Origin of the sequence: Pseudomonas putida, assembly GCF_003228315.1 — a bacterium.
Taxonomy (GTDB): domain Bacteria; phylum Pseudomonadota; class Gammaproteobacteria; order Pseudomonadales; family Pseudomonadaceae; genus Aquipseudomonas; species Aquipseudomonas putida_S.
Genome location: NZ_CP029693.1, coordinates 6,516,355 through 6,539,184, shown reverse-complemented (window position 1 = coordinate 6,539,184; position 22,830 = coordinate 6,516,355). Strand labels below are relative to the sequence as shown.

Sequence of the window (22,830 nt, the reverse complement as noted above, 5' to 3'; positions counted from 1 at the left end):
ATGGGCGTCAAGGATTTCCTTGGCGCCTGCTAACCAAGGAGGTAATCATGTCATCAAATCTAATCAGCACGTTTTTTGGCGGAGAAGACATTTCAATAATTTCCGACTCTGAATATTTCCTCGATGAGTGTTCGAAATTGGGCTTCAAAACAGCCAACATCTCGAGCATAGAAAGACTTCCGAAGCACAGCATCATCTTCTCATTCACAAATAACGCCGCAAAATCGACATTTGAAATAGCGAAAAATACCCAAAGCAAAAAAAGTATATTCTGTGCATTGCAGGTATTTGACCCTTCAATAGACAGTGCGCTCTACAGTCTGAAATTGCTTCTTGAAAGTGACTTTGAAAAAGCACTGATAACACAACGATCAATGCTGAACATGCTCAATTCCCATCAGTCCTTTTCTCTATCTGGAAACGATACAAATGCTCGCGTCAGAATTTACCCCGGTGCCCAGCCCTATGGATTAATTACCGAAGACATAGAAGATGACTTCATTCACTCTGTAGCGGAGTTCTTTGAAGTACACTATGCACATATGAACCCCCGAGAGCCCTGTCCCTTTTCCGTGAGTGGAACTGTAAGAGCATCTGGAATACTCATCGTACTCAGGAAGCACAACCCAACACTACCAGAAGGTCTTAAGGCTTCCTTGACATGGCTGAGCGATCTCCTATCTGATGAGGGAGCCGTACTATCTATTGAAGACAACACCATCACTTCGCTAAAAGTAAAAAATCAGGAACACATAAAACTTTTGGATCTTGCAGCAGGTCCTCGCGGCCTAAGGCTGACGGAATTTGCTATCGGGGTAAACGAATCCATCGAGACAAGCATCGACTACAAAGTAAACTCTCAGTTGAATGAAGGAATTCGTGGAATTCACTTAGCCATTGGGGATGGTTCTTCCGGTTATCACATAGATTTCCTGAGTCCTGCTGTTACTGTGAGCCCGACACACTAAAACCTCAACCAAACCAAAGTACTTGCCAAGCAAGTTAAATACTCAGCGTAATGTCCAATGTCAGCGCTAACAAAAAAGTTCAGAGTCCTCCCGAAATATCGCCATCGCGAGCAGGCTCGCTCCTACAGTTGATTTGCGTCGTACACAAATCCCGTGTTCGCTACCAAGCCCCTGTAGGAGCGAGCCTGCTCGCGATGAGGCCCGCACATTCAACATCAATGTCGACTGACACACTGCCATCGCGAGCAAGCTCGCTCCCACAGGGATCCCACTAAGCTCACCCAATCTGGCACCCACAATCAACCACCTGGCACGCACGCAAACATGCCGCGCCGCACCCCGCGCGTAGTATCGAGATCAGCCCCTTCCAGTGGGCGCAAGCAACGCTGAACCCCCTCCATTTCTCACTAAAACAATAAATCGGCCTTCGGGTCGCGGGAGACTTCTGTGCTCAAGAAAAGTGCGTTGGGCTGGCCAAAGATTGCCGGCCTTGGAATTGCGTTGGTGGTGGCCGGGCAGTTTTCCGGTTGGAACTTCGGATTGGCCGCCGGCGGCTGGCTGAACATGCTGATCGCCACCTTGTTGATGGCGCTGTTGTGCGGTGGCCTGGCGTTGTGCGTGGCGGAGCTATCCACCGCATTGCCCAGTGCCGGCGGCGTGTTTGTTTATGCGCAAACCGCGTTCGGGCCGTTCGTGGGTTACCTGGTGGGTGTGGCCTGTGCGCTGGCATTGACCATCGGCACCGGTGCCGCCGCGACCTTCATCTGCGCCTACACCGAGTCGATTTTCGGCATCGGCGGCTGGACGGTGAAGATCGCCCTGTTCGCGGTGATTATCGGCATCCACCTGCGCGGTGTCGGCGAGGCCATGGGCCTGACCTTCATTGCCGGCGTGATCGCTGTCGCGGCCCTGCTGACCTTCGGTGTGGCCATGGCGCCGCACGTGGAACTTACCAACCTGCTGGTGCTGCCGGCCAACGTCACCACCCCGGTGAGCCTTGCCGGCATCTTCGCCTGTGTGCCGTTCGCCATCTGGCTGTTCATCACCGTCGAGCAAACCGGTTCGGCGGCGGAAGAAGCGGACAACCCTGGCCGCACCATGCCCCGTGGCATTCTCGCGGCGATCGGCACCCTGCTGGTCACCGCCCTGGTGGTGCTGGTTTGCGCACCGGGCGCCGGTGGTGTCGAGCTGGTGGGTTCGGCAGGCGATCCGTTGTACGCGGCGATGTCCAGCAACAGTGCCTTCGGTGAAGGCTCGTGGCTGGCCAAGGTCATCGGCTGCGGCGGCGTGTTCGGTTTGATCGCCACCTTCTTCTCCCTGGTCTACGCCGCTTCCCGGCAACTGTTCGCCATGGCCCGCGATGGCCTGTTCCCGCAATGGCTGGGCAAGACCGGCAAGCGTGGCACGCCATTCCCTGCGCTGTTGCTGATCGGCGCCATCGGCCTGCCGTTGTCCGAGGTCGATCCGGCCACCGTGATGCTCGCGGTCGTGCTGCTGCTCAACGTTTGCTACCTGTTCATCTTCGGCGCCTACCTGCGCATCAAAACCAGCCAGCCGGACCTGCCGCGCCCGTTCAGCCTGATTGGCGGAAAGCTGGTCGCCTGGCTGGGCCTGGCGCTGACGCTGGTGGTGATCGCCGCCTGCTTCCAGCTCGATTTGAAGATGTTGCTCGCCCTCGCCGCGACCTTCGTCCTGTGCATTATCAACTTCCTGCTGCGCACTCGTCGCAGCCCAGTCATCGAGGTTCCAGACCATGCCTGACACTCTCCTGCAACGCCGCCACCGCGTCCTCGGCAGCGCCTCGCCACTGTTCTACGACAAGCCACTGCACCTGGTACGCGGCGAAGGCGTGTGGCTGTTCGACGTCGACGGTCGCCGCTACCTGGACGTCTACAACAACGTGCCTTGCGTGGGTCATTGCAACCCGCGTGTGGTCGAGGCGATGCATCGCCAGGCCACCACCCTGAACATCCACACCCGCTACCTGGACGAGCAAGTGGTGCGCTACGCCGAGCGCCTGACCGCCACGTTCGGCCAGCCGCTGGACACGGCGATGTTCACCTGCACCGGCACTGAAGCCAACGAACTGGCGCTGCGCCTGGCGCGCTTCGCCAGTGGCGGCACCGGGATCATCGTCAGCGATTACAACTACCACGGTAACTCGGCGTCCCTGGCCGAAGTCACCACCGCCCTGCCCTCGCCGGAACCCTTCGCCGCCCACGCCCGCGCCGTGCCGATTCCGTGCCTGTACCGCGCACCCGCCGGCACCACCGAAGCGCAACTGGCAAATGAGTACGCCGCCAACATCGCCGCCGCGATCGCTTCGATTCAGGCCCAGGGCATTCGCCCGGCGGCATTGTTGATCGACACCCTGTTCGCCAACGAAGGTTTGCCACGGGTACCAGCCAGCTTCGTCGCCAAGGCCGCCGAGCTGATCCGCGCGGCGGGTGGCCTGTTCATCGCCGACGAAGTGCAGTCCGGTTTCGGTCGCACCGGCGATCACCTGTGGGGCCACCAGGCCCACGGCGTGACGCCGGACATCGTCACCCTCGGCAAGCCCATGGGTAACGGCTACCCGCTGGCCGGCTTGATCACCCACAAGGCGCTGGTCGAGTCCTTTGGCCGCAACGCCATGTATTTCAACACCTTCGGTGGCTCGCCGGTGGCGGCTGCGGTGGGCATGGCGGTGCTGGACGAAATTGAAGAGCGGCAACTGCTGCAAAACGCGCAAGGCGTCGGCGCCTATGTGCAGCAGCGTTTGCAGGCGCTGGCCGACAAGCATTCGATCATCGGTGATGTGCGCGGCAAGGGACTGTTCTTCGCCATGGAACTGGTGCGCGATCACGCCAGCAAGGAGCCCGCCGGCCTGGAAGCGCGCAAGGTGGTCAACGACATGCGCGATAACGGCGTGCTGATCAGCAAGATCGGCGCCGGCGACAACATCCTCAAACTGCGCCCGCCGCTGGTGTTCGGCCGTGAACACGCCGACCTGTTCGTAGACACACTGGACCAGGCGCTGAGCGCCATCTGAGGATCTGTCATGACTGAATTCAATACCTTGAGCCATGACCAGCAGGTCGCTCATCTGCACGATCTGGCGCGCCATGCCCTGCAACACTGGGAAGGCGATTTCGCCGACATCGAACTGGTGAAATACCGCGAGAACGCGGTGTTCTCCGCCTGGCGTCACGACGGCCAGCGCGTGGCCCTGCGCATCCATCGCAACGGCTATCACTGCGAGGCGGCGCTGCGCTCCGAGCTGCAATGGATGGAGGCGCTGGAATGCGCCGGGATCACCGTGCCGCAGATTATCCGTGCGCAGGACCAGCGGCATTTGATCGAGGTGAGCCACGCACAGATTGGCGAGCGTCATGTCGACATGCTCGCCTGGCTGCCGGGTGCGACCGCAGGCACCTCCGAAGCCGGGGTACAGGCTGATACCGAGATCGATTTCCTGTTCCGCGAGGCCGGTGCGCTTGCCGCGCGCATTCACCTGCATTCAGCGGATTGGCAGCAGCCGGACGAGTTCGTCCGGCACGCCTGGGATGAGGAAGGCCTGATTGGCGCCAACCCGTTCTGGGGGCGTTTCTGGGAGTTGGAGCAATTGACCGATGAGCAGCGGGATCTGCTGCAGCAGGCCCGGCGCCAGGCGCGCAAGGACTTGCGTCAGTACGGACGGCACCTGGGCAACTTCGGCATGATCCACGCCGACCTGGTGCCGGAGAACCTGCTGATCGAAGGCCCGCGCCTGCGTTTGATCGACTTTGACGACGCCGGGTTTGGCTGGCACATGTTCGAACTGGCCACCGCCCTGTACTTCTGCCTGGATGACCCGCGTTATGAGCAGATCAAGGCGGAGCTGATCGAGGGTTACCACGCGGTCAAGCCACTGACCGAGGCGGATCGCCAGGCGCTGGCGCTGTTTCTGCTGCTGCGCGGGACCACCTACCTGGGCTGGATTCATACCCGCAAAGGCACCCAGACGGCGATCGAAATGGCGCCGATGCTGATTGAGCGGGCTTGTGGGTTGGCTCGGGAATATTTGCAGGTCTGATACACCGCTATCGCGAGCAGGCTCGCTCCTACAGGGGATCGCTGTCGGACACAAACCTGGTGTTCACAGCCGATCCACTGTGGGAGCGAGCCTGCTCGCGATGAGGCCGGCACATTCAGCATCTTTGTTGAAAGACATACCGCCATCGCGGGCAAGCCTTGCTCCCACAGGATCTTAGTCGGACACAGATTTTGTGTTCACTGAAGATCCACTGTAGGAGCGAGCCTGCTCGCGATGAGGCCGGCACATTCAACATCTGTATTGACTGGCACACCGCCATCGCGGGCAAGCCTTGCTCCTACAGTTCGAGGCGATCACGAAATGCGTGAACGACACAGACCTGTAGGAGCAAGGCTTGCCCGCGATTGAACGATAACGCGGTCTAATCACGCAGCGCTGGCATGTTCCAGGCGATGGAACAGGCGGTTGAAGTACACCAGGCTGTCACGCGGTTCGCGCACGCCGACCTTCGTAAGCTCAACGAACATCACCGAATGCGAGCCCACTTCCTTGCATTCGCTGATCCGCCCTTCCAGCTGCACCAGCGCATCGCGCAGCACCGGCACTTCGGCGGCGCCGTCGTCCCACAGGTCCCAGGCGAAGCGTTCGTCCATCGGCACCTTGGTCATGCCGGCGAAGTGCCGGGCCAGTTCTTCCTGCTCGCCGCACAGCACGTTCACGCACAGCCGGCCGTTGGTGCGGAACACATCGTGGGTGGCGCTGTTGCGGTTGACGCACACCAGCACGGTGGGTGGCGAATCGGTCACCGAGCACACCGCGCTGGCGGTGATGCCGCAACGGCCGCCGGGGCCGTTGGTGGTGATGATGTTCACTGCCGCCGGCAACTGCGCCATGGCGTTGCGAAAGTCGATTTGCTGCTGGCTCAGGTCGGCCATGTCTTTGCCCCTTCCTTCAGGAGGACCGTTCGTTTGCGGTCCGTAGGTGATGGAACAAGAGTAAGGCCGGGCACCAAGCCCAACCATTCTTGCGATCACCACACTGAGCTAGGCTTTCCGCTAGTCGACTAGGTGGTTTCTTTATCGCAAGGGCCGGTGACAGTGGGTATCCTGCTATCTGGCTCCAAAAAGATGAGCCGATGCGTGCCGCGCGTTCACGCGCGAAAACAATAATTAGAAATTTCGTGGCAGCCCCGATGGAAACCCGCAAACCGATTGTTTACATCGTTGACGACGACAAGGACCTGCGCACCTCGCTGGCGTGGCTGCTGGAGTCCGTCAGCGTCCAGGCCCAGTGCTTTGCCGGCGCCGAAGAGTTCCTCAGCCAGTACGACCCCCAGCAGCCCGCCTGCCTGGTGCTGGACGTGCGCATGCCGGAAACCAGCGGCTTCCAGTTGCAGGAAATCCTCAACCAGCGTGGCAGCAGCCTGCCGACGATCTTCGTCTCGGCCCATGGCGATATTCCGATGTCGGTCACGGCGATGAAGAACGGCGCCCTGGACTTCGTCGAGAAGCCCTACAACCCGCAGCAGATGATCGACCGCATCCAGGCCGCGCTGAAGGCCGCCGTGCACGCCCAGGCGGATCAGCAGCAGCGTCAGAACCTGCAAGGCAAGCTCGCCCTGCTCACCAGCCGTGAGCGCGAGGTGTTGATGCTGGTGATCGATGGCAAGGCCAGCAAGGTGATCGCCCGGGAGCTGAACATCAGCGTGAAGACCGTTGATGTGCACCGGACCAAGATCAAGGAAAAGATGGGCGTGAGCAGCATTGCGATGCTGGTGCGCGAGGTGCTGCATTTGCCGGGTGAGGAGCCGGTGCGGCATTGACATAGGGGGCTGGATCTTCAGGGATCTTGAGGCCCTCATCGCGGGCAAGCCTTGCTCCCACAGTTCTTGATGGTGTTCACAGATTTTGTGTACGAATCCGATCACTGTGGGAGCAAGGCTTGCCCGCGATGGGGCCAGTACATCCAACATCCATGCCCCCTGACACCCACCAAAAACTGTAGGAGCTGCCGAAGGCTGCGATCTTTTGATTTTGCTTTTAAAGAGCAAGATCAAAAGATCGCAGCCTTCGGCAGCTCCTACATTGGGCTTCGGGTGTCAGTTCTGGCTATAGCGCTTGCGATAGGCGCCTGGCGATACGCCGAAGCGTGACTTGAACGCCGAGGAAAAGTAGCTGGAATCGGAAAAGCCCCAGGCATAACACAGCGCCGAGAGCTTCTGTTCCACATCGCTGCGGCGCAGGTTTTCCGCGCAGAAATCCAGGCGACGGTGCTTGATGTATTGCGCCACCACCAGGCCGCGCTTGGAGAACATCCGGTACAGCCCGCGCACCGAAATTCCCACCTCACGGGCGATCAGCTCGGGGCACAGCGCTTCTTCGCTGATGTGTTCGTCGATGAAGGCAATGATCTTGCGGAACTGCCGTTCGTGGGCATCGCCGGCATTGTCGCGGGCACTGACGCCGGGCAACAGCAGGCTGGCCAGGGCGTCGAGCACCGCTTCGCTTTCCTGCATGTCCAGCCCTTCCTGATGGCGGGTTTCCAGGATCAGCTTGTTGGCCATGGCGGCCAGCGGGTTGTTGGCGCCGATGCGCGTGGCGCAGTTGACCGCCGTGAAATGCGAACCGCGCTCGACCACCTGGCGCGGCAGGATCAGCGACAACTGACGGGAATCGTGGTTATAGGTCATGTCGCTCGGACGGCTGGCGTCGATCAGGGCGATGTCGCCACACCCCAGTTGCGCACGGTTGTCGCCCTGCTCCAGCTGCGAACTGCCGCGCATCTGGAACACCGCGTAGTAGTGGCCGTCGCTGCTGATGCTGACGTCCTTGCTGGAGCGATACAGGTGCACGTGCGCCATGTCGACCACACTGAGTTTGATCGCGCCGCTGCGAAATTCCGCCAGCTCGCCATAAAAATCAGTGTCCAGTGCACGGGCATCGAAACGCCCGCAGGCCTGGTTGACCTGGCTCAGCCAGGTTTCGAACGCCTCATTGCGCACCGCCGATGCTGTAATCATGTCCGCAAAGCCTCACGTTTTTTTGTTGTTATTTTCCGACCGCTTCGTCGAGCGGTTCGTTAAAAATCTTTCATGTACCGGCCTCTCCTCCCTGGGGGCCGCCGGGCGCCCATTCAACAGGCTCCGGCGTCGGCTTTCCAGCCGTATAAGCGCTTAGATGTCCAATACCAGACGAGCGGAAAGTGCCCGGGAAACACAGGCGCAAATCTGCTTGTTGGACGCCTTTTCCTTGTTCGACAGGCAGTTGTCGCGATGCTCCGGCACCCCGTCCAACACCTCGACGATGCACGTGCCGCAGATGCCTTCGCGGCATTCGGTGTCGATGTCGCAACCATGGGCCTGCAACACATCCACCAGGCTGCTGTCGGCCGGTACGTGAAGCACCACGCCGGAGCTGGCCAGTTCCACTTCGAAGCTGCCGGTCGGCGCGCTGTTGGCTGCCGGGTCAGCGGCGAAGTGTTCCAGGTGAATGGCATCCTCCGAACGGCTGCGCGCCGCGACTTCCACCACCTTGTTCATGAACGGCGCCGGGCCACAGGTGTAGACGTGGGCGTCGCTGCCGGCGCGGTCCAGGCACTCGCTCAGCGCGGCGTCCAGGTCGGCGGGTTCGACACCGTAGTGGAACTCCACGTGGTCGGCAAAATTCGTCGCCAGCAGTTCGGTGAACGCCGCGTACTCGGCCGAACGGGCAAAGTAGTGCAGGCGATACGGCTGGCCGCTTTCGGCCAGACGATAGGCCATGCTCAGCAGCGGCGTCACGCCGATGCCGGCGGCGAACAGCACGTGTTCGGTGGCCGATTCATCGAGGCGGAACAGGTTGCGCGGCGCGCCCATCTCCAGCTCCATGCCCTCTTGCACCTGCTCGTGCAGGGCCAGCGAGCCGCCGCGCGATTGCGCTTCCTTCTTCACCGCCACCAGATAGGCGCGGCGATCCTGTGGCGGGCTGCACAGGGAGTATTGGCGGGTTACACCGGTCGGGCCGGTCAAGTCGACGTGGGCACCCGGCTCATAGGTGTCGAGCGGCTGGCCGTCACTGCGCACGAGGCGAAAGGAGCGGATATCCAGCGCTTCGTCGACGATCCTTTCGATCTTCACCTTCATCATTGCATCACCTGAATTCTGTTGTTTCGGTTAAACGGTAAGTCTTGAGCGGGTTCCCTGTAGGAGCGAGCCTGCTCGCGATGAACCTGAGGTCACCACGGGGTGTCAGGTTTCCAGCGTCATCGTTGACGACCATCGCGAGCATGCTCGCTCCTACAAGGGGCATGTTCCTGCGATCAACGCATGTACAAGCCGCCATTGATGTCCAGGCACGCGCCGGTTACGGAGGTCGCGTTGTCGGCAATCAGCAGCAGGACGCTGTCGGCGATGAACGTCGGGTCGCCCAGGCTGCCGGCCGGGATCATCTTCAGAATCTGTTCCAGACGCTCCGGGGCCACGGTTTCGCGCACCACCGGCAAATCCAGCGGACCTGGCGAAATGCTGTTGACCGTCACGCCACGGGGCGCCAGTTCACGGGCGAAGACCTTGGTCAGGGTCGCCACGCCGCCCTTGGCCGCCGCGTAGTGCGCGCCGGTGGCGGTACCGCCGTTCTGCCCGGCCAGGGACGCGATGTTGACGATGCGGCCGAAGCCACGCTCGGCGAAATGCGCGCCGAACACCTGGCAAGCGACGAAGGTGCCGCGCAGGTTGATCGCCATCGACTCGTCGAACTCTTCCGGCGTGATGTCCATCAGCGCCGCGACTTTCGACACGCCGGCGTTGTTCACCAGAATGTCGGTGCCGCCCCAGCGCTCGGCGAGCAGGTCGCGAGCACGCTGGAAGTCGGCCTTGTTGCGTACATCCAGCTCGATGGCGACGGCGCTGGCGCCGCTGCCATCCAACTCGGCGGCCAACTGCTGAACGCCATCGAGGCGCACATCAGCCAGGCCGACGCGATAACCCGCCGCGTGCAGACGGCGGGCGATGCACTCGCCCAGTCCGCGCGAGGCACCTGTGACCAGGGCTACTCGACTCATGATGTTGCCCTCACAGCAGGAAGCCGAGCGCGCTCAGGCTGTCGGTGGAGTTGATCAGGCGCACGACCTTGCGCTCCAGCGATGGCACGCCGTCGGTGAAGCGAATGCGGTGGTTCAAGTCGGCCACGAACGGCGTGTGCACGCCGCGCTTGTAGGCGTACAGCAGCTGCGCCGAGTTGACTTCAACGATGTCGCCGGCCGCTTCCACCAGGCGGAAACGCGAGACGGTGCGGATGGTTTTCGCCGCGTCCACCGCCGATGGCGAGAAGCCGGCGCTCAGGCGCTCGATACGCAAGGCACGCATGCGTGCGTCGTCGTAGGCGTAGTTCAGCGTCGCCTCGAAGTCTTCGGTGTCCGGGTCGATCGGCACGATGTACTTGCCGCTTTCGCTCCACAGGGTCGCCCACTCGGCGTAGTTCTTGTGGTCCAGCAGTTCGGCTTCGCGCCAGATGAATTCGATGGCTTGGGCCAATGGGCCGGAGAAGCCGTTCAGGGTGTCTTGATTGCTCATTGGCTCATCATCCTTTTCCACATGTCGTAGGCACCGCGCATGCCGCCTTCGTCGGTGGCGTGGCTGACTTTGTCACCGTTCTCGGCGGTGATTTCTCGGTTCAGGCCGCGGTTGACCAGGATCGGCGCGTCGACGCCGGCATACGAGCCGCGCTGCACGCGGTCCCAGGCCTCGGCGTCATCGGGGCTGCCGAAACCGAACGGGCCCTGGAAGTGTTCGTGAATGCGCATGCGCTCGCGGTTGGCGATTTCCGGGCCGCCGTCCATGCCCAGGGCCACGTGACGGATTTCCGTCTCGGTGACCGACACCGGGCGCAGCACGCGGAAGAACGACATCGACATGGCCACGTTGGGGAACAGGTTCAGGTTGAACCCGGCGCCGTGCAGGGAACGCACGATGCGGCGAACCTGTGCAGGCTCCATGGTTTTCGACAGTTCTTCGGTGACGTGGGCAAAACGCTCTTGCAGTTGTTCGGTACCGTCGTCGTGATCCAGGTCGACGTGCTCCGGCACCATCACCATGACGCTGTGGCCGTTGCCCAGGGAGTGGGTCACGGCTTGCTCGTCGGTCATGAACGAAAGCATTTCCGAGGTTTCTTCATCCACCGACGACATGAACGACTTGTGCACGATCGGGAAGTGGTAACCGTCGGTGGTGTTTTCCAGCTGGATCTTCCAGTTGCCCTTGAAGCTGAACTTGTGTTCGCCCTGGGTCTTGATCGGGTAGCCGGCGCCCTGCTTCATGAACAGGTCCATCCAGTGTTTGGCGCCGCCGAGGAAGTCTTCCAGCGGTTCGATCTCGTCGTTGTAGCTGGCGAAGATCATGCCGGCATAGCTTTCCACGCGCAGGCTGGTCAGTGGCAGCTCGGATTTTTCCAGGATGCCTTCATAGCCGTCCGGGTATGGCAGCGCACGCAGCTTGCCGTCCAGGCCGTAGGACCAGCTGTGGTACGGGCAGGTGAAACCGGTGGCGTTGCCCTTGTGCTTCTCGCACACGGTGGCGCCACGGTGGCGGCAACGGTTTTCCAGCACGTTGATGTTGTTCTTCTTGTCGCGCACGACGATCACCGGGCGACGACCGATCATCGCGGTCTTGAAGTCGCCGCTGTTGCGCACTTCGCTCTCGTGGGCAACCCACACCCAGGTGCGGTAGAAAATCTTGTCCAGCTCGGCTTCGAACAGCGCCGGGTCGTTGTACAGCGAGACATCGACGCGGTCGTGCTGGACCAGGTCTTCGGGGCTTTTCGACGTTGCGATCAGCCGGTATTCATGAGTGCTCATGCGGTTCTCCTCATGGCTTATTTTTATGATTCGTTTAAAGCCAGGCTTAGCCGGCCATGCTCTGTTGCAGCTGCGCACCGAAGGCGCAGACCAGTTCGTCCTGTCCCTTGCGACCGACGATTTGCAGGCCGACTTTCAGCCCGCCGCAATCGAGTTCCACCGGCACCGTCAGCGCCGGATGGCCGCTGAGGTTGAATGGCCGCACCAGCGGGGTCATGCCGGCCACGGCCTTGCTGCCGGCGCGGGCTTCGCTGAGGGTCGGCGGCAGGCTCGGCAGCGTTGGCAGCAGCAACACCGCGAAGTCTTCCAGCGCGGCGTCCACCTGTTGGGTGAAGCGGCTGCGTACCGCTTCCGCCGCCGCGAGCTCTTCACGAGTCGTACGGCTGGCCGCCAGCAGACGGGTTTCCACGTCGGCGCCAATCAGGCCTTGGCCGGTCAGGTGACCGAACGCGGCCCAGTTTTCAAAATTGATCACGGTCAGGCCGGCGGTGAAGGCGGCCTCGAACTCGCTCAAGTGCAGGTGGCTGCGACGCCAGCCGGCGCGGTCGGCGGCAGCCCCGAGGCTGGCTTGCAGATGCGCATCGCAAGCCACGTCGAGAAAGCCGACCTTGGCACCGTCAGCAGGCAGGCCCTGGACGTTGAAGCCCGGGCAGATCACCTGCATGGCCGCGATCAGATCGTCCATGCTCTTGGCGAATGGGCCGACGCAATCGAGGCTGGACTCCAGTGGATGGGCGCCAACGCGGCTGACCCGGCCATAGGTTGGCTTGAGCCCGGCGATGCCGCAGCACGCCGCCGGCACCCGCACCGAACCACCGGTGTCGGTGCCGATGGCGATGTCCGCCAGGCCCGCAGCCACCGCCGACGCCGAACCACTGGAGGAACCGCCCGGCACCCGGTCAGGGGCTTGCGGGTTGATCGGCGTGCCGGTCCAGTCGTTGATGCCGGTGACGCCAAAAGCCAGTTCATGCAGGTTGGTCTTGCCGACGATCTGCCAGCCGGCGTCGAGAATGGCGTCCACCACCTCGGCGTTTTTCGTCGCTGCCGGGGCATCGGCGAACGCGCGGCTGCCGGAACGGGTCGGGTAGCCGGCGATGTCGATGGAGTCCTTGATGGCCACGCGTTTGCCGTTGCCGCCCAGGAGGAATTCGCTGATGAAGGTGCTCATGCGCCCAGCCCCTTTTTGCACAAGTCAGTGTTGAACAAGCGTTGCGTGCGGAAATGCGCGATCAGCCAGGTGCCGTCGACGCAGCGGAAATCGATGTTCAGGCGCGTGCCGAACAACTCGCTGCGCTGATCCGCGTAGGTGGAAATCTGCTGCATGATCCACTGCCCCTGCGCCGCATTGCCGTCGACCACGATCGACTCGCTGGTGAGGTAATGCAGGTTCAGGCTGAAGTGATCCGAGGGCGGCAGGTAGCCGCCGACAAACGCCGCCACGGCCTCGCGTCCACGGTGCTGACCGAAGGTTTGTGCGGTCTGGGTGCCGAGGCCTTCCCAGATCGCATCTTCGGTGAACAACTGCGCCAACTGGCTGACATGCACTGCCGCCCTTGGCACATCGCAGAGGTCCATGTAGCGCGCCATCAAACGACGCACAGCGCTTTCCCCTTCGAGCGTCGCCAGACGCTGGAGCAAGGCCTCGTTCATGGCTTACACCTTGGCCGCGTCTGGAATGGTCAGCGGACGACCGATGCGCGCTTCGACCTTGGCGTAGCGCCACAGGCTGTACTCGTTCACCGGCGTGGTGCGGAACAGGTTGCAGGCGTCGATCACCGTCTGGTGGCAGTCGACGTCGGCCATGATGTACACGGTCCATGGCGAGGTGGTGGACGGGCCGACCATCAGACGGTCGTCATCCATCGCGCCGAGCACGGTGATGCCAGGCATCGCGCCGAGGTCGGCCATCATTTTGCTGAAGCCTTTCCACACGGCCAGGCCTTCGCCGGTAGGCAGGTCGAAAAAGTTCTGGGTGATGCCGATGCAGAAGACGACGCGCAGTGGTTCTTGAGTGGCTTGCGACATGAAATGGATACCTTGAAAAAGTGAGAAGAAATCAGATGTAGCCAGGGAACGGCTGCACACCGAGGAACACCGAGCCGGCGCCGTCGTACAGCCCTTCGCTGAGGAAGGCGTGCTGGGTCACCACCATCGAGTCGCGCAGGTAGCGCTGCAGCGGATGGCGCAGGTAAATCGCGGTGGTCCCGGCCAGGCTGTAGGCGCTCTGCACCACGGCGGCGCCGGCCTGGGACACGTGGATCGCGGACAGGCGCAGCTGGCTGGTCTGCTCCGGGGTGACCGGGTTGCCGGCCAGGATCGAGTCCCACACCTGTTCGGTGGTGGTGTAGAAGAAGGCACGGGCAGCCGCGAGCTTGGCTTCGGCCTTGGCGATTTCGATGCGTACATAGGCGCGGTCGGAGAGCTTCGGCGCGCCGGTGATGCCACCGCCGTTGGCCATGCGGCTGACTTCGTCGATGGCGGCGCGGGCCAGGCCCAGGTTGACCACCGCCAGCACTTGCGCGGCGTAGGCAATCGATGGGTAGCGGAACAGCGGTTCGTCGATGGTCGCGGCGCCGCCACGGATGAAGGTCCAGCGCTCATCGATGCGCTTGTTGGTCACGCGCAGGTCGTGGCTACCGGTGCCCTTGAGGCCGACCACGTCCCAGTTCTCGACGATTTCCACCTGATCGGGGCGGAACACGGCGGTGCGAGGCTTGCCGCCTGCGGCACCGATGCCGACGCCGAGCAGGTCGGCGCCTTTACAGCCGCTGGCGAATTTCCAGGTGCCGTTGACCTGCCAGCCACCGTCGACCGCTTCGGCCGGTTGCAGCGGGAACAGGCCACCGGCGAACACCAGGTCGGGGCTATCGGCGTAAAGTTCGGCCAGGGTTTCCTTGGGCAAGGCGGCCAGATAGACGCCGGCGCTGCCGAAGCTCGCGACCCAGCCAGCCGAGCCGTCGGCTTCGGAGATGCGCTCGATCATGTGCAGGAACTTGGCCGGCGCCAAGGCATCGCCGCCGAAGCATTTCGGCGTGGCGGCGCGGTAGATGCCCACCTGCTTGAAGCGCTCGATCATGTCCCGTGGCACATGGGAGACGCTGTCGAACTCTTCGCGACGCTGACGCACTTCATCCAGTACTCGCTGGAATGCCGGGCTGTCGACGACAGGCTCGTCAACGCCGACCGGGGCGTCTTGTTGCGCAACCGCTGAACGCAGCATGGGCTTTCTCCGTTTTGCTTATTGTTAGGTGGGGTGACACCGCGTTGCTGCTTCTGTCTGTGGGAGCAAGGCTTGCCCGCGATGGCGATATCAAGGACGCCATCGCGAGCAAGCTTTGCTCCCACAAGGGATCAGCGGTGTGTCTACCCTTGCATTGGGAGCCAGTGTAAAAACCGCACCGGAGCACAACTATTGGTGCGTGCAGCCCCCCGCCTAAAGAAATCCCCTAGACCGCCACCCGTTACCTCTGAGCGCGTCACCGCGCGCGAGTCGGTATAAAAAGCCATACTGCCGGTACCACCGGTCCCCACCCCCTGCCGCCAAGGGCTGCGCGATGTACTTGCCTGAACAGAACGACTTTTTCACGCTGATCGAAGCCATGCCGCTGTGCATCATTCTTCACGATGCCCACAGCAAGGAGATTCTCTGGGCCAACGCCGCAGCCCTGTCGGCGCTGGGTTTTACCCTCGAAGAATTGACCCCGCTCAAGGCCCCGGACATGACCCGCGATGCGCCCAAGTACCGGCGTTCAGTGGGCTTGCGCTGGCTGGAGGGCGCCGCGCGCGAGGGCCAGCGCGCCATCGAGTGGTGCTATCGCTCCAAGCAAGGGGTGGAGATTCTGTCCGAGGCGGTGGCGACGCTGGTGCACCTGCAAGGTCGCGATGTGTTGATGGTGCAATTCCGCGACATCTCCAAAGAGGACAAGGTCAAGCGCGACCTCAAGCGCTTCGAAAGCCGGCTCAAGGCGTTCATGCAGGATTTGGCAGAAGGCGTGGCGGTACTGGGGCCGCAGGGTGAAATTCGCTTTATCAGCGACTCCGGCGCCCACCTGCTCAACAGCGATGTGAACAAGCTGATCGGCAAGAATTTTCTCGGCTGGTGCGACGAGGCTTCACACCAGCGCCTGCTTGCGCAACTGTCCGCCGAGACGCCCGAGCACTTGCCGTTCAGCGTGCACTACAAGGTGCAGCGGCGTGACGGCGAGTGGCGCTGGCACGACGCGACCTGCCGTTTTATCGAAATCGAGGACGATCTGGTGGGGCATCTGCTGCTGTTCCGCGATGTCACCGAACAGGTAGAGGCCGAAGAGGCGCGGCGGGTCAGTGAACAGAAACTCGAATACCTGGCGCGCTACAACGCCATGGGCGAAATGGCCGTGGCGATTGCCCACGAGTTGAGTCAGCCGCTGGCCGCCACGCGCAATTTCATCGAAGGCACGCTGATTCGCCTGGGTAACGCGGGCGGTAGCGACGAGGGTGTCGTCTGGGGCCTGCAGAGCGCGGTGCGGCAGATCGAGCATGCCTCGGTGATCATCAAGAGCGTGCGCGACTACGTGGTCAAGCTGGAGCAGAGCGAAGAGCTGATCGACCTCAACGAGCTGCTGCGCGAGACCCGTTACTTCATCAGCCTGCGGGCCGATCCGAGCCTGGTGAAGGTGGAAGTCATCACCGCCCCCGCGCCGCTAATGGTCAGTTGCGAGAAGGTGCTGATCGGTCAGGTGATCCTCAACCTGGCCTTCAACGCCATCGAAGAAATGGCCGACCTGCCCATGGAACGCCGCGTGCTGCGCATCCAGGCCAGTGCTGACGATGGCGTGGCGCTGGTGCGCATCGAAGACCGTGGACGCGGGATTCAGGCGCAGGCCCAGGAAAAGCTGTTCGACGGGTTCTTCTCTTCCAAGGTCAGCGGCAACGGCATTGGCCTGGCATTGTGCAAAAACATCATCGGCCGCCATCGCGGGGATATCTGGGCGCAGAACCTGGAGCCGAGCGGCGCTGTGTTCACCTTCTCCCTTCCCCTCGCCAATCCCGCCTGATATGCGTAGTTACCGTAGCGGCAACATCAATGTGATAGGGGTGATTCCCGGACACGGTATGAACCCTGCGTACTTGCTGTAGAAGTTCGAAAGACGCTCGTTCAGCGGATGAACGATGAGTGCGCTGGACCCGATGGACTCCGATGCGGAAATGACTCGTTCAATGGCGTCTTGTAGCAAGTCGATTGCATAGCCCTGCCCCTGAGCCTCTAGCGTTACTCCCATGCGCCCCAACAGGGTGACCGGATGGACATTTGGCGAGTTGCGCTGATGGCTTTTCGGAACAACGCTGGCACGCGCCACAGACCCGCTCGACAAGGTGTAGTATGCCGCCACGATCTGCGTGCCCTTGCGACAACAAACGTAAACCACCGCCTGTTTGGCGGTTTGCGCCTTGCGTGCCTGCCTTAGAAGGTATTGATTGATAGAGGGCTCGCCCGAGTCGAACCCATCGAAGATGTGTTGGTCGTTGAGTTTTTCCGGAGCACTCAACTCCATCGTTTTGGGCGTTCGAGAAGTTGGTGAAGACATTCGTTACCTCGGATCGGGTTCGCTTCTATGGCCTGTTCAAATGTGTCAAAGGCATCGTCGTCGAGAAGAAACAAACGCTTATCCAGAATGACTTCTTCTGCTTTCTGACAAGCTGCTTCCAGAATGAAACTCGTTCGATCTCGACCAGACATGGCAGCTGCCAGATCAATCAGGTTGCGTTTCCTTTCGTCCGTTCTCATGTTGATTGGAACGGGTTTGGCCTTTTCAAGACGCTCTGTTGTGGCGGACATGATTCTTTCCCTTCTGAGGGTCGGTAGGTTTTTAGCATGGACCTGCTATCGCGTTAGCACATCGAACATGCATTTAGTTTTCGTTTTATGACTCCCTTGGATATGCGAGGGGAGTCTTGGGTCCTGACGCAAACATGGATTTCCCGGTGATATTGGGATCGACTCTACGGCTATCGTGTAGCTAATGTCTACACGCTGTGTATCTTTCAGATATACGGCAACTCTCCTTTTGCATCTCCGCCTCCTCCCACTCCTGCCTTCACCCCCCGCGACCTAACAGCTTGCGCAGTCAGCCTCATGACACTGGCACAGATACACAAACACTTGGCAGGCAGCGCAATTCCCCCGATTGCCGGGCGAGGCACTATTCAATCGTCAAAATCTGCCCACTCACCCGCGATCCGCGTTACCAACAATTCAGGAAGTTCCCCTTATGCGAACAAACAGGATCTCCGTACAGTCAGCGCTAGGCCTGAGCCTGCTTGTACTCGGTTTGAACAGTGCCCGTGCGGATCTGCCCGCCGACACCATCGGTCAGACCACCTTGGCATTCCCGCCCGAAGCGCACCGCGCGTTCGTCGTGGATGTCGAGTTCGACAGCTTCGTCGCCGGCCGTGTCACCGTGGTCGACCCTGACCAGAAACGCGTGCTGGGCATGGTGCCGACCGGCTTTGCCGCGCCTTCGGCCCTGAGCCATGACAAAAAGACCATCTACGCCGCCGACATCTGGTACTCCCGCGGTACCCGTGGCACCCGTACCGATGTGCTGACCGCCTGGGATTCCTCGACCCTGTCGCCGGCCTGGGAAGTATTGATCCCGAACAAGCGCGCCGAGTCGCTGACCCAGCGCTACGGCCTGAAGACCAGCGGCGATGACCGTTTCGTCTACGTCTACAACTTCACCCCGTCCACTTCGGTGACCGTGGTCGACACCCAGAGCAAAGCCGTTTCCTCGGAAATCGCGATTCCTGGCTGCGTGCTGAACTACCCGATCGGCAAGCGCAAGTTCGCCTCGCTGTGCGGTGACGGCAGCCTGCAAGTGGTCACGATCAACGACGAAGGCAAGGAAACCGCGCGCAACCGCACGCCGTTCTTCGACCCGAACGCCGAGAAACTGGTAGAGCGCGCGGTCAACGTCGGCGACACCTACTACTTCACCACCACCACCGGCACCGTACGCGCCGTGGACTTCAGCGCCGATACGCCGAAGATCCTGCCGAGCTGGTCGCTGGTGACCGACGAAGAGAAGAAAGCCGGTTGGGCGCCAGGTGGCTGGCAGTTGATGGCCGTTGCGCCGAAGCTGAACCGCCTGTACGTGCTGATGCACGACGCTCACGAAGCCATGAAGTGGGAAGACCCGAGCACCTTCATCTGGGCCTACGACCTGAAGACCGGCAAGAAAGTCGCCACCCTGGAAGCCCCGGCTCCGATCTGGAGCATGCAGGCTACCGGTGACGACAAACCGTTGCTGCTGGGTGCCGACGTCGAAGGCGGCTTGCAGATCTTCGATCTCAAGACCAACCAGCACACTGGCGCCATGGCCAAGGTCGCAAAAACCGCGACTCAAGTCATGAGCTACTAACCGAGATTCGGCCATGCACTCAGATCCGATCTTCATCATTGCCAGCGCCATCGCCATCGCGGTGCTGCTGGCCAGCGCCGCGACCCACAAGGTGCGGGCGCCGGCGCGCTTTCGCAAACAGCTTGGCGACTATCAGTTGCTGCCCCAAGGGTTGGTGCGTCCGGTCGCCCGGCTGATTCCGCTGCTGGAACTGGCTATCGCCTTCGCCCTCCTGGTGCCGGTCAGCCGGCACTGGGCAGCGTTGAGCGCGGCCGGCCTGTTGGCGCTGTATGGCGCCGCCATCGGCATCAACCTGTGGCGCGGTCGTCGCGACATCGATTGCGGTTGTGCAGGCCCTGACCAGGCGCAACCGCTGCGTCCGGTCCTGCTGCTGCGCAACAGCACGCTGGTGGCAGTGGCGCTGGTGGCCAGCCTGGCACCGCTCGCCCGCGACATGACCGTGTTCGATGCCTTCGTGACCCTGGCTTCCGCCGCCGTCGCGCTGCTCATCTACGCCGCGGCCGATGGCCTGGCGGCGAACTCCCCTCTTCTGCTCAAATTGATTGGTAGGTAATCAAAATGGAAGGCTTGATAGTTTCCAATGTTCTGCTCTGGGTACTGCTGGTGGCCGTGGCGTTCGTCGTCATGGGCCTGGTGCGCCAGATTGGTGTTCTGCACGGTCGCCTGGCTCCGGCCGGCGCACTGATGATGGACAAGGGCGTGGCCGTCAACGAAGCCGCACCGCAAGTGACCGCTGCCGACCGTCATGGTCGCCCGGTGAACTTCGGCTATGCCGGTGAAAAATCGCAACTGCTGTTCTTCCTCTCGCCGACCTGCCCGATCTGCAAATCGCTGCTGCCAGCGATCAAATCCATCGCCAAGGAACAAGCCGGCAACCTGGACGTGGTGTTCGTCAGCGATGGCGACATGGATGCCCAGCAAGCGCTGATCCGCGAGCACAAACTGGAAGACGCCACCTACGTGGTCGGTCCGGAAGTGGGCATGACCTACCAGATCGGCAAGCTGCCTTACGCCGCCCTGATCGACAAGACCGGCACCCTGCGCGCCAAGGGCCTGGTGAACTCCCGCGAGCACCTGGACAGCCTGTTCGAAGTCGAGCACTTGAAGCACGCCACTCTGCAGCAGTACCTCAATGCTCAGCCTCAAGAGCACAACCCTCACAATCATGACCACAGCCACGGCCATAGCCACTGATAAGGCAGGGAGACCTTCATGAAACTGCTGGATCTGTTGTTCGAGCGCTCCTCGCGCCGTGTTGCCGACACCACTTCGCGCCGCAAACTGCTGGCACGCATGGGCTCGCTGATCGTTGCCGGTGCCGCCCTGCCCGTGCTGCTGCCGCTGGACCGTACCAGCAAGGCGCTGGCCGCCTCTGATCCGAAAGCCGGCGACCCCGGTGATCCGAACAGCTGCGACTACTGGCGCTACTGCTCCATCGACGGCTTTCTGTGCAGCTGCTGCGGTGGTTCGGTGACCTCTTGCCCACCGGGCACCGAGGCCTCGCAAGTGACCTGGATCGGCACCTGCCGCAACCCGGCCGACGGCAAGGACTACATCATTTCGTACAACGACTGCTGCGGTAAGCAGAGCTGCGCCCAGTGCGCCTGCACCCGTAACGACAGTGAAGAACCGGCCTACCGCCCGTTCAACAACAACGACGTGAACTGGTGCCTGGCTGCCAAGTCGCACATCTACCACTGCACCGTATCGATCATTCGCGGCGTAGCGGTTTAAAGCGTTTCACCGCCGGTTGCTTAGGTAACCGGCGCTTTTTCTTGTGTAGGAGCGAGCCCTGCTCGCGATGGACGTTAACGATAACGCTGGCAGCCTGGCACCCCGTGGTGTCCTGTCGTCCATCGCGAGCAGGGCTCGCTCCTACAGGTTTTAGGTCACAACAATAAGAGGGGTTGTCATGCGTCATTTGCTAATCCTCGGCCTGGCCTGCCTGATGATCACCCCGCAGGTATATGCCCGAGCCATCCCCAATCCAAACCAGCACCACGCACCGGGCAACGAATCGCCGCAAACACCGATCTCCCAGGCCAATTACAGCGTGGGGGTGAATTACCAGCTGCAATGCGCCGGTTGCCATCTGGGTGACGGCACAGGTTCCGCCGCCAACGACACACCGCGGATGAAGGATTTTGTCGGCAACTTCCTCAAAGTCCCCGGTGGCCGCGAATTCCTCGTGCGCGTACCGGGCATGTCGCAGTCGGCGCTGAATAACGCGCAACTGGCGGACCTGCTCAATTGGCTGATGCGCGAAGACGGCATGGCCGGCAAGAGCATGCCTGAACACTACCAGCCGTACACCGCCGAGGAAGTCACCGAGCTGCGCGCCAAGACCATGCTCAACCTGCCGGGCACTCGCGGCGAGCTGATCAAGGCCATGCGTGCCCAGGGCATCGCCATCGAAGACGGGATGAATTACTGATCGTTGCCGATCATCGCCTGCCTGAGTGAGCGATAGGCATCCACCAGTTGAGCCTGGCTGAATGCCAGGTTTCGCCCGCTCGGGTTGGGCAACACCCACACGGCGGCATTGCCGAATGTCTTCGGTTGAAGCCCCCACGCCACCTCCCGCTGCCCCGACAGCGCCGAATACGCCGCCTTGCCGAGAAACGCCACACAGCGCGGCGCATAACCGGCGATCTTCCTTTCAAAGTCCGCTGCGGCGGCGATGAATTCCTCTTTCGACAATTGATCGGCCCGCGCCGTCGGTCGCTCGACCACGGCGGTCAGGCCGCATTGGTATTGAAGGATCGATCGATCGTTCTCCGGTCGCACTTGCTCGGGCGTAAACCCGGCCAGGTGCAAGGTGCGCCAGAAGCGATTGCCGCGCCCGGCGAAATGATGCCCTTGCGTGGCGGCGAGCAGGCCGGGGTTGATACCGCAGAACACCACCGCCAGTCCCTGGGCGAGGATGTCTTCCAGTCCTTCATTCACCTCCTCACCCGCCACAGATCACGTTGACCGCATTGCGCGCCAGTTCACTCAACTCCTCCCGGGGTTTGCCAGCCCGTGCCCGGATCGAAATGCTGTGCAGCAACGATGAGGCGAGCACCGCCAGTGCACCGACGTCGACATCGTCTTTCAATTCGCCTGATTCCACGGCCTTGCGCAGGCGCGCTTCCATATCGGCGTCCAGCCGGCTGAGGCGATCGGACAGGACCTCGCGAATTTCCGCGTCCTCGACCGCCTCGGTGGCCGCCGTGCCGATGGCGAAGCAGCCTCGGGCCTGGCCTTCGCCGGAGTAGTAAATCGACAGCTGCCCTTCATAGAAGCGGGTCAGCGCCTCGCGCAGGGTCAGGTCGTCGGCGGCCAGCGCGGCCTGCATGTTGGCGGCGGCGAAATCCCAGTACTGCTCGAGCGCCTTGATGTACAGCGCGTGCTTGTCGCCGAACGCGGCATAGAGGCTGGGCCGGTTCATGCCGGCCGCCTGGGCGATGCTGTCCAGGGAAGCGCCGGAATAGCCGGTGTTCCAGAACACGCCGAGCGCTTGCTGCAGAGCTGTCTCGGGGTCGTAGGCGCGGGGCCGGCCGCGACCTTTGCCTTCTGTCACTTTATTTTGTGCCATGTCGTACAAAATCCTTGCGAGAGGGTGGGTACGGAGATATTC

The 22,830-nt window shown here is 61.6% G+C and carries 25 protein-coding genes; 11 read left to right on the top strand and 14 right to left on the bottom strand.

Annotated elements, in window-relative coordinates; translation table 11 throughout:
• Positions 1 to 47 precede the first annotated feature (47 nt).
• The 4 genes from DKY63_RS30770 to DKY63_RS30750 all read left to right on the top strand — a co-directional run bounded on the left by DKY63_RS30770 (position 48) and on the right by DKY63_RS30750 (position 5,022).
• Complete coding sequence (locus tag DKY63_RS30770; RefSeq protein ID WP_343327506.1) at positions 48 to 968, top strand: hypothetical protein; 921 nt, start codon at positions 48 to 50, stop codon at positions 966 to 968.
• Positions 969 to 1,415: 447 nt separating this feature from the next.
• Positions 1,416 to 2,729 (top strand): amino acid permease, encoded by a 1,314-nt coding sequence (locus DKY63_RS30760; RefSeq protein ID WP_110967576.1) that lies wholly within the window; start codon positions 1,416 to 1,418, stop codon positions 2,727 to 2,729.
• Positions 2,722 to 3,999 carry an aspartate aminotransferase family protein gene (locus DKY63_RS30755; RefSeq protein ID WP_110967575.1) on the top strand — a complete coding sequence of 426 codons (1,278 nt, stop codon included), beginning with the start codon at positions 2,722 to 2,724 and terminating at the stop codon, positions 3,997 to 3,999. The genes DKY63_RS30760 and DKY63_RS30755 overlap by 8 nt, the downstream gene beginning before the upstream one ends.
• Positions 4,000 to 4,008: 9 nt before the next feature.
• Complete coding sequence (locus DKY63_RS30750; protein WP_110967574.1) at positions 4,009 to 5,022, top strand: phosphotransferase enzyme family protein; 1,014 nt, start codon at positions 4,009 to 4,011, stop codon at positions 5,020 to 5,022.
• A 386-nt stretch (positions 5,023 to 5,408) separates the two neighbouring features.
• On the opposite strand, the gene hpaC is transcribed toward DKY63_RS30750, so the two are convergent.
• Positions 5,409 to 5,918 carry a 4-hydroxyphenylacetate 3-monooxygenase, reductase component gene (gene hpaC, locus DKY63_RS30740; RefSeq protein ID WP_110967573.1) on the bottom strand — a complete coding sequence of 170 codons (510 nt, stop codon included), beginning with the start codon at positions 5,916 to 5,918 and terminating at the stop codon, positions 5,409 to 5,411.
• 257 nt (positions 5,919 to 6,175) lie between these two features.
• On the opposite strand from hpaC, the gene DKY63_RS30735 reads away from it, so the two are divergent.
• Positions 6,176 to 6,805 carry a response regulator transcription factor gene (locus DKY63_RS30735; RefSeq protein WP_110967572.1) on the top strand — a complete coding sequence of 210 codons (630 nt, stop codon included), beginning with the start codon at positions 6,176 to 6,178 and terminating at the stop codon, positions 6,803 to 6,805.
• A 276-nt stretch (positions 6,806 to 7,081) separates the two neighbouring features.
• On the opposite strand, the gene feaR is transcribed toward DKY63_RS30735, so the two are convergent.
• From feaR to DKY63_RS30685, 9 genes are all read right to left on the bottom strand, one after another.
• Positions 7,082 to 8,002 carry a transcriptional regulator FeaR gene (feaR, locus tag DKY63_RS30725; protein ID WP_110967571.1) on the bottom strand — a complete coding sequence of 307 codons (921 nt, stop codon included), beginning with the start codon at positions 8,000 to 8,002 and terminating at the stop codon, positions 7,082 to 7,084.
• 153 nt (positions 8,003 to 8,155) lie between these two features.
• Entirely contained in the window at positions 8,156 to 9,106 is a 951-nt protein-coding gene (locus tag DKY63_RS30720; protein WP_110967570.1) for a PDR/VanB family oxidoreductase, read from the bottom strand.
• A 173-nt stretch (positions 9,107 to 9,279) separates the two neighbouring features.
• On the bottom strand, positions 9,280 to 10,020 hold the full coding sequence (locus tag DKY63_RS30715) for an SDR family NAD(P)-dependent oxidoreductase (RefSeq protein WP_110967569.1): 741 nt from the start codon (positions 10,018 to 10,020) through the stop codon (positions 9,280 to 9,282).
• A 10-nt stretch (positions 10,021 to 10,030) separates the two neighbouring features.
• Positions 10,031 to 10,531, bottom strand: a complete 501-nt coding sequence (locus tag DKY63_RS30710; RefSeq protein ID WP_110967568.1) for an aromatic-ring-hydroxylating dioxygenase subunit beta — start codon at positions 10,529 to 10,531, stop codon at positions 10,031 to 10,033.
• On the bottom strand, positions 10,528 to 11,811 hold the full coding sequence (locus DKY63_RS30705) for an aromatic ring-hydroxylating oxygenase subunit alpha (RefSeq protein WP_110967567.1): 1,284 nt from the start codon (positions 11,809 to 11,811) through the stop codon (positions 10,528 to 10,530). Before DKY63_RS30705 ends, DKY63_RS30710 begins: the two co-directional genes overlap by 4 nt.
• A gap of 46 nt (positions 11,812 to 11,857) precedes the next feature.
• Positions 11,858 to 12,979 (bottom strand): amidase, encoded by a 1,122-nt coding sequence (locus DKY63_RS30700; protein ID WP_110967566.1) that lies wholly within the window; start codon positions 12,977 to 12,979, stop codon positions 11,858 to 11,860.
• Entirely contained in the window at positions 12,976 to 13,461 is a 486-nt protein-coding gene (locus DKY63_RS30695; RefSeq protein ID WP_110967565.1) for a nuclear transport factor 2 family protein, read from the bottom strand. Before DKY63_RS30695 ends, DKY63_RS30700 begins: the two co-directional genes overlap by 4 nt.
• A gap of 3 nt (positions 13,462 to 13,464) precedes the next feature.
• Positions 13,465 to 13,836 (bottom strand): hypothetical protein, encoded by a 372-nt coding sequence (locus tag DKY63_RS30690; protein WP_110967564.1) that lies wholly within the window; start codon positions 13,834 to 13,836, stop codon positions 13,465 to 13,467.
• A gap of 31 nt (positions 13,837 to 13,867) precedes the next feature.
• A complete protein-coding gene (locus DKY63_RS30685) occupies positions 13,868 to 15,031 on the bottom strand; it encodes an acyl-CoA dehydrogenase family protein (protein ID WP_110967563.1) in 1,164 nt (387 codons plus the stop codon).
• Positions 15,032 to 15,365: 334 nt separating this feature from the next.
• On the opposite strand from DKY63_RS30685, the gene DKY63_RS30680 reads away from it, so the two are divergent.
• Positions 15,366 to 16,847, top strand: a complete 1,482-nt coding sequence (locus DKY63_RS30680) for a PAS domain-containing sensor histidine kinase (RefSeq protein WP_110967562.1) — start codon at positions 15,366 to 15,368, stop codon at positions 16,845 to 16,847.
• Between the two features lie 9 nt (positions 16,848 to 16,856).
• On the opposite strand, the gene DKY63_RS30675 is transcribed toward DKY63_RS30680, so the two are convergent.
• Together DKY63_RS30675 and DKY63_RS30670 are read right to left on the bottom strand one after the other, a co-directional pair.
• Positions 16,857 to 17,378: a hypothetical protein gene (locus DKY63_RS30675; protein WP_204354276.1), complete on the bottom strand. Its 522-nt coding sequence runs from the start codon at positions 17,376 to 17,378 to the stop codon at positions 16,857 to 16,859.
• A complete protein-coding gene (locus DKY63_RS30670; RefSeq protein ID WP_110967560.1) occupies positions 17,336 to 17,629 on the bottom strand; it encodes a DUF1778 domain-containing protein in 294 nt (97 codons plus the stop codon). Before DKY63_RS30670 ends, DKY63_RS30675 begins: the two co-directional genes overlap by 43 nt.
• Before the next feature lie 433 nt (positions 17,630 to 18,062).
• On the opposite strand from DKY63_RS30670, the gene DKY63_RS30665 reads away from it, so the two are divergent.
• From DKY63_RS30665 to DKY63_RS30645, 5 genes are all read left to right on the top strand, one after another.
• A complete protein-coding gene (locus tag DKY63_RS30665) occupies positions 18,063 to 19,211 on the top strand; it encodes an amine dehydrogenase large subunit (protein ID WP_110967559.1) in 1,149 nt (382 codons plus the stop codon).
• Between the two features lie 13 nt (positions 19,212 to 19,224).
• Positions 19,225 to 19,764 (top strand): MauE/DoxX family redox-associated membrane protein, encoded by a 540-nt coding sequence (locus DKY63_RS30660; RefSeq protein WP_110967558.1) that lies wholly within the window; start codon positions 19,225 to 19,227, stop codon positions 19,762 to 19,764.
• Between the two features lie 5 nt (positions 19,765 to 19,769).
• The gene (gene mauD / locus DKY63_RS30655; protein ID WP_110967557.1) at positions 19,770 to 20,405 is read left to right on the top strand and encodes a methylamine dehydrogenase accessory protein MauD; all 636 of its coding nucleotides are present in this window, start codon (positions 19,770 to 19,772) and stop codon (positions 20,403 to 20,405) included.
• Positions 20,406 to 20,423: 18 nt separating this feature from the next.
• Positions 20,424 to 20,945 (top strand): methylamine dehydrogenase light chain, encoded by a 522-nt coding sequence (locus DKY63_RS30650; RefSeq protein WP_110967556.1) that lies wholly within the window; start codon positions 20,424 to 20,426, stop codon positions 20,943 to 20,945.
• Between the two features lie 178 nt (positions 20,946 to 21,123).
• Positions 21,124 to 21,645 (top strand): cytochrome C, encoded by a 522-nt coding sequence (locus DKY63_RS30645; protein ID WP_110967555.1) that lies wholly within the window; start codon positions 21,124 to 21,126, stop codon positions 21,643 to 21,645.
• On the opposite strand, the gene mug is transcribed toward DKY63_RS30645, so the two are convergent.
• Positions 21,639 to 22,157 carry a G/U mismatch-specific DNA glycosylase gene (gene mug / locus DKY63_RS30640; protein WP_110968020.1) on the bottom strand — a complete coding sequence of 173 codons (519 nt, stop codon included), beginning with the start codon at positions 22,155 to 22,157 and terminating at the stop codon, positions 21,639 to 21,641. The two genes, DKY63_RS30645 and mug, sit on opposite strands and share 7 nt — an antisense overlap.
• 4 nt (positions 22,158 to 22,161) lie before the next feature.
• Positions 22,162 to 22,788, bottom strand: coding sequence for a TetR/AcrR family transcriptional regulator (locus DKY63_RS30635; protein WP_110967554.1), 627 nt, complete (start codon positions 22,786 to 22,788; stop codon positions 22,162 to 22,164).
• Between the last annotated feature and the right edge of the window lie 42 nt (positions 22,789 to 22,830).

Excerpts from the sequence above, each read along its gene's own strand:
- DKY63_RS30770 (WP_343327506.1), top strand. The coding sequence starts at position 48 with ATGTCATCAAATCTAATCAGCACGTTTTTTGGCGGAGAAGACATTTCA.
- DKY63_RS30755 (WP_110967575.1), top strand. The coding sequence starts at position 2,722 with ATGCCTGACACTCTCCTGCAACGCCGCCACCGCGTCCTCGGCAGCGCC.
- DKY63_RS30750 (WP_110967574.1), top strand. The coding sequence starts at position 4,009 with ATGACTGAATTCAATACCTTGAGCCATGACCAGCAGGTCGCTCATCTG.
- hpaC (WP_110967573.1), bottom strand. The coding sequence starts at position 5,918 with ATGGCCGACCTGAGCCAGCAGCAAATCGACTTTCGCAACGCCATGGCG.
- DKY63_RS30735 (WP_110967572.1), top strand. The coding sequence starts at position 6,176 with ATGGAAACCCGCAAACCGATTGTTTACATCGTTGACGACGACAAGGAC.
- feaR (WP_110967571.1), bottom strand. The coding sequence starts at position 8,002 with ATGATTACAGCATCGGCGGTGCGCAATGAGGCGTTCGAAACCTGGCTG.
- DKY63_RS30720 (WP_110967570.1), bottom strand. The coding sequence starts at position 9,106 with ATGATGAAGGTGAAGATCGAAAGGATCGTCGACGAAGCGCTGGATATC.
- DKY63_RS30715 (WP_110967569.1), bottom strand. The coding sequence starts at position 10,020 with ATGAGTCGAGTAGCCCTGGTCACAGGTGCCTCGCGCGGACTGGGCGAG.
- DKY63_RS30710 (WP_110967568.1), bottom strand. The coding sequence starts at position 10,531 with ATGAGCAATCAAGACACCCTGAACGGCTTCTCCGGCCCATTGGCCCAA.
- DKY63_RS30705 (WP_110967567.1), bottom strand. The coding sequence starts at position 11,811 with ATGAGCACTCATGAATACCGGCTGATCGCAACGTCGAAAAGCCCCGAA.
- DKY63_RS30700 (WP_110967566.1), bottom strand. The coding sequence starts at position 12,979 with ATGAGCACCTTCATCAGCGAATTCCTCCTGGGCGGCAACGGCAAACGC.
- DKY63_RS30695 (WP_110967565.1), bottom strand. The coding sequence starts at position 13,461 with ATGAACGAGGCCTTGCTCCAGCGTCTGGCGACGCTCGAAGGGGAAAGC.
- DKY63_RS30690 (WP_110967564.1), bottom strand. The coding sequence starts at position 13,836 with ATGTCGCAAGCCACTCAAGAACCACTGCGCGTCGTCTTCTGCATCGGC.
- DKY63_RS30685 (WP_110967563.1), bottom strand. The coding sequence starts at position 15,031 with ATGCTGCGTTCAGCGGTTGCGCAACAAGACGCCCCGGTCGGCGTTGAC.
- DKY63_RS30680 (WP_110967562.1), top strand. The coding sequence starts at position 15,366 with ATGTACTTGCCTGAACAGAACGACTTTTTCACGCTGATCGAAGCCATG.
- DKY63_RS30675 (WP_204354276.1), bottom strand. The coding sequence starts at position 17,378 with ATGTCTTCACCAACTTCTCGAACGCCCAAAACGATGGAGTTGAGTGCT.
- DKY63_RS30670 (WP_110967560.1), bottom strand. The coding sequence starts at position 17,629 with ATGTCCGCCACAACAGAGCGTCTTGAAAAGGCCAAACCCGTTCCAATC.
- DKY63_RS30665 (WP_110967559.1), top strand. The coding sequence starts at position 18,063 with ATGCGAACAAACAGGATCTCCGTACAGTCAGCGCTAGGCCTGAGCCTG.
- DKY63_RS30660 (WP_110967558.1), top strand. The coding sequence starts at position 19,225 with ATGCACTCAGATCCGATCTTCATCATTGCCAGCGCCATCGCCATCGCG.
- mauD (WP_110967557.1), top strand. The coding sequence starts at position 19,770 with ATGGAAGGCTTGATAGTTTCCAATGTTCTGCTCTGGGTACTGCTGGTG.
- DKY63_RS30650 (WP_110967556.1), top strand. The coding sequence starts at position 20,424 with ATGAAACTGCTGGATCTGTTGTTCGAGCGCTCCTCGCGCCGTGTTGCC.
- DKY63_RS30645 (WP_110967555.1), top strand. The coding sequence starts at position 21,124 with ATGCGTCATTTGCTAATCCTCGGCCTGGCCTGCCTGATGATCACCCCG.
- DKY63_RS30635 (WP_110967554.1), bottom strand. The coding sequence starts at position 22,788 with ATGGCACAAAATAAAGTGACAGAAGGCAAAGGTCGCGGCCGGCCCCGC.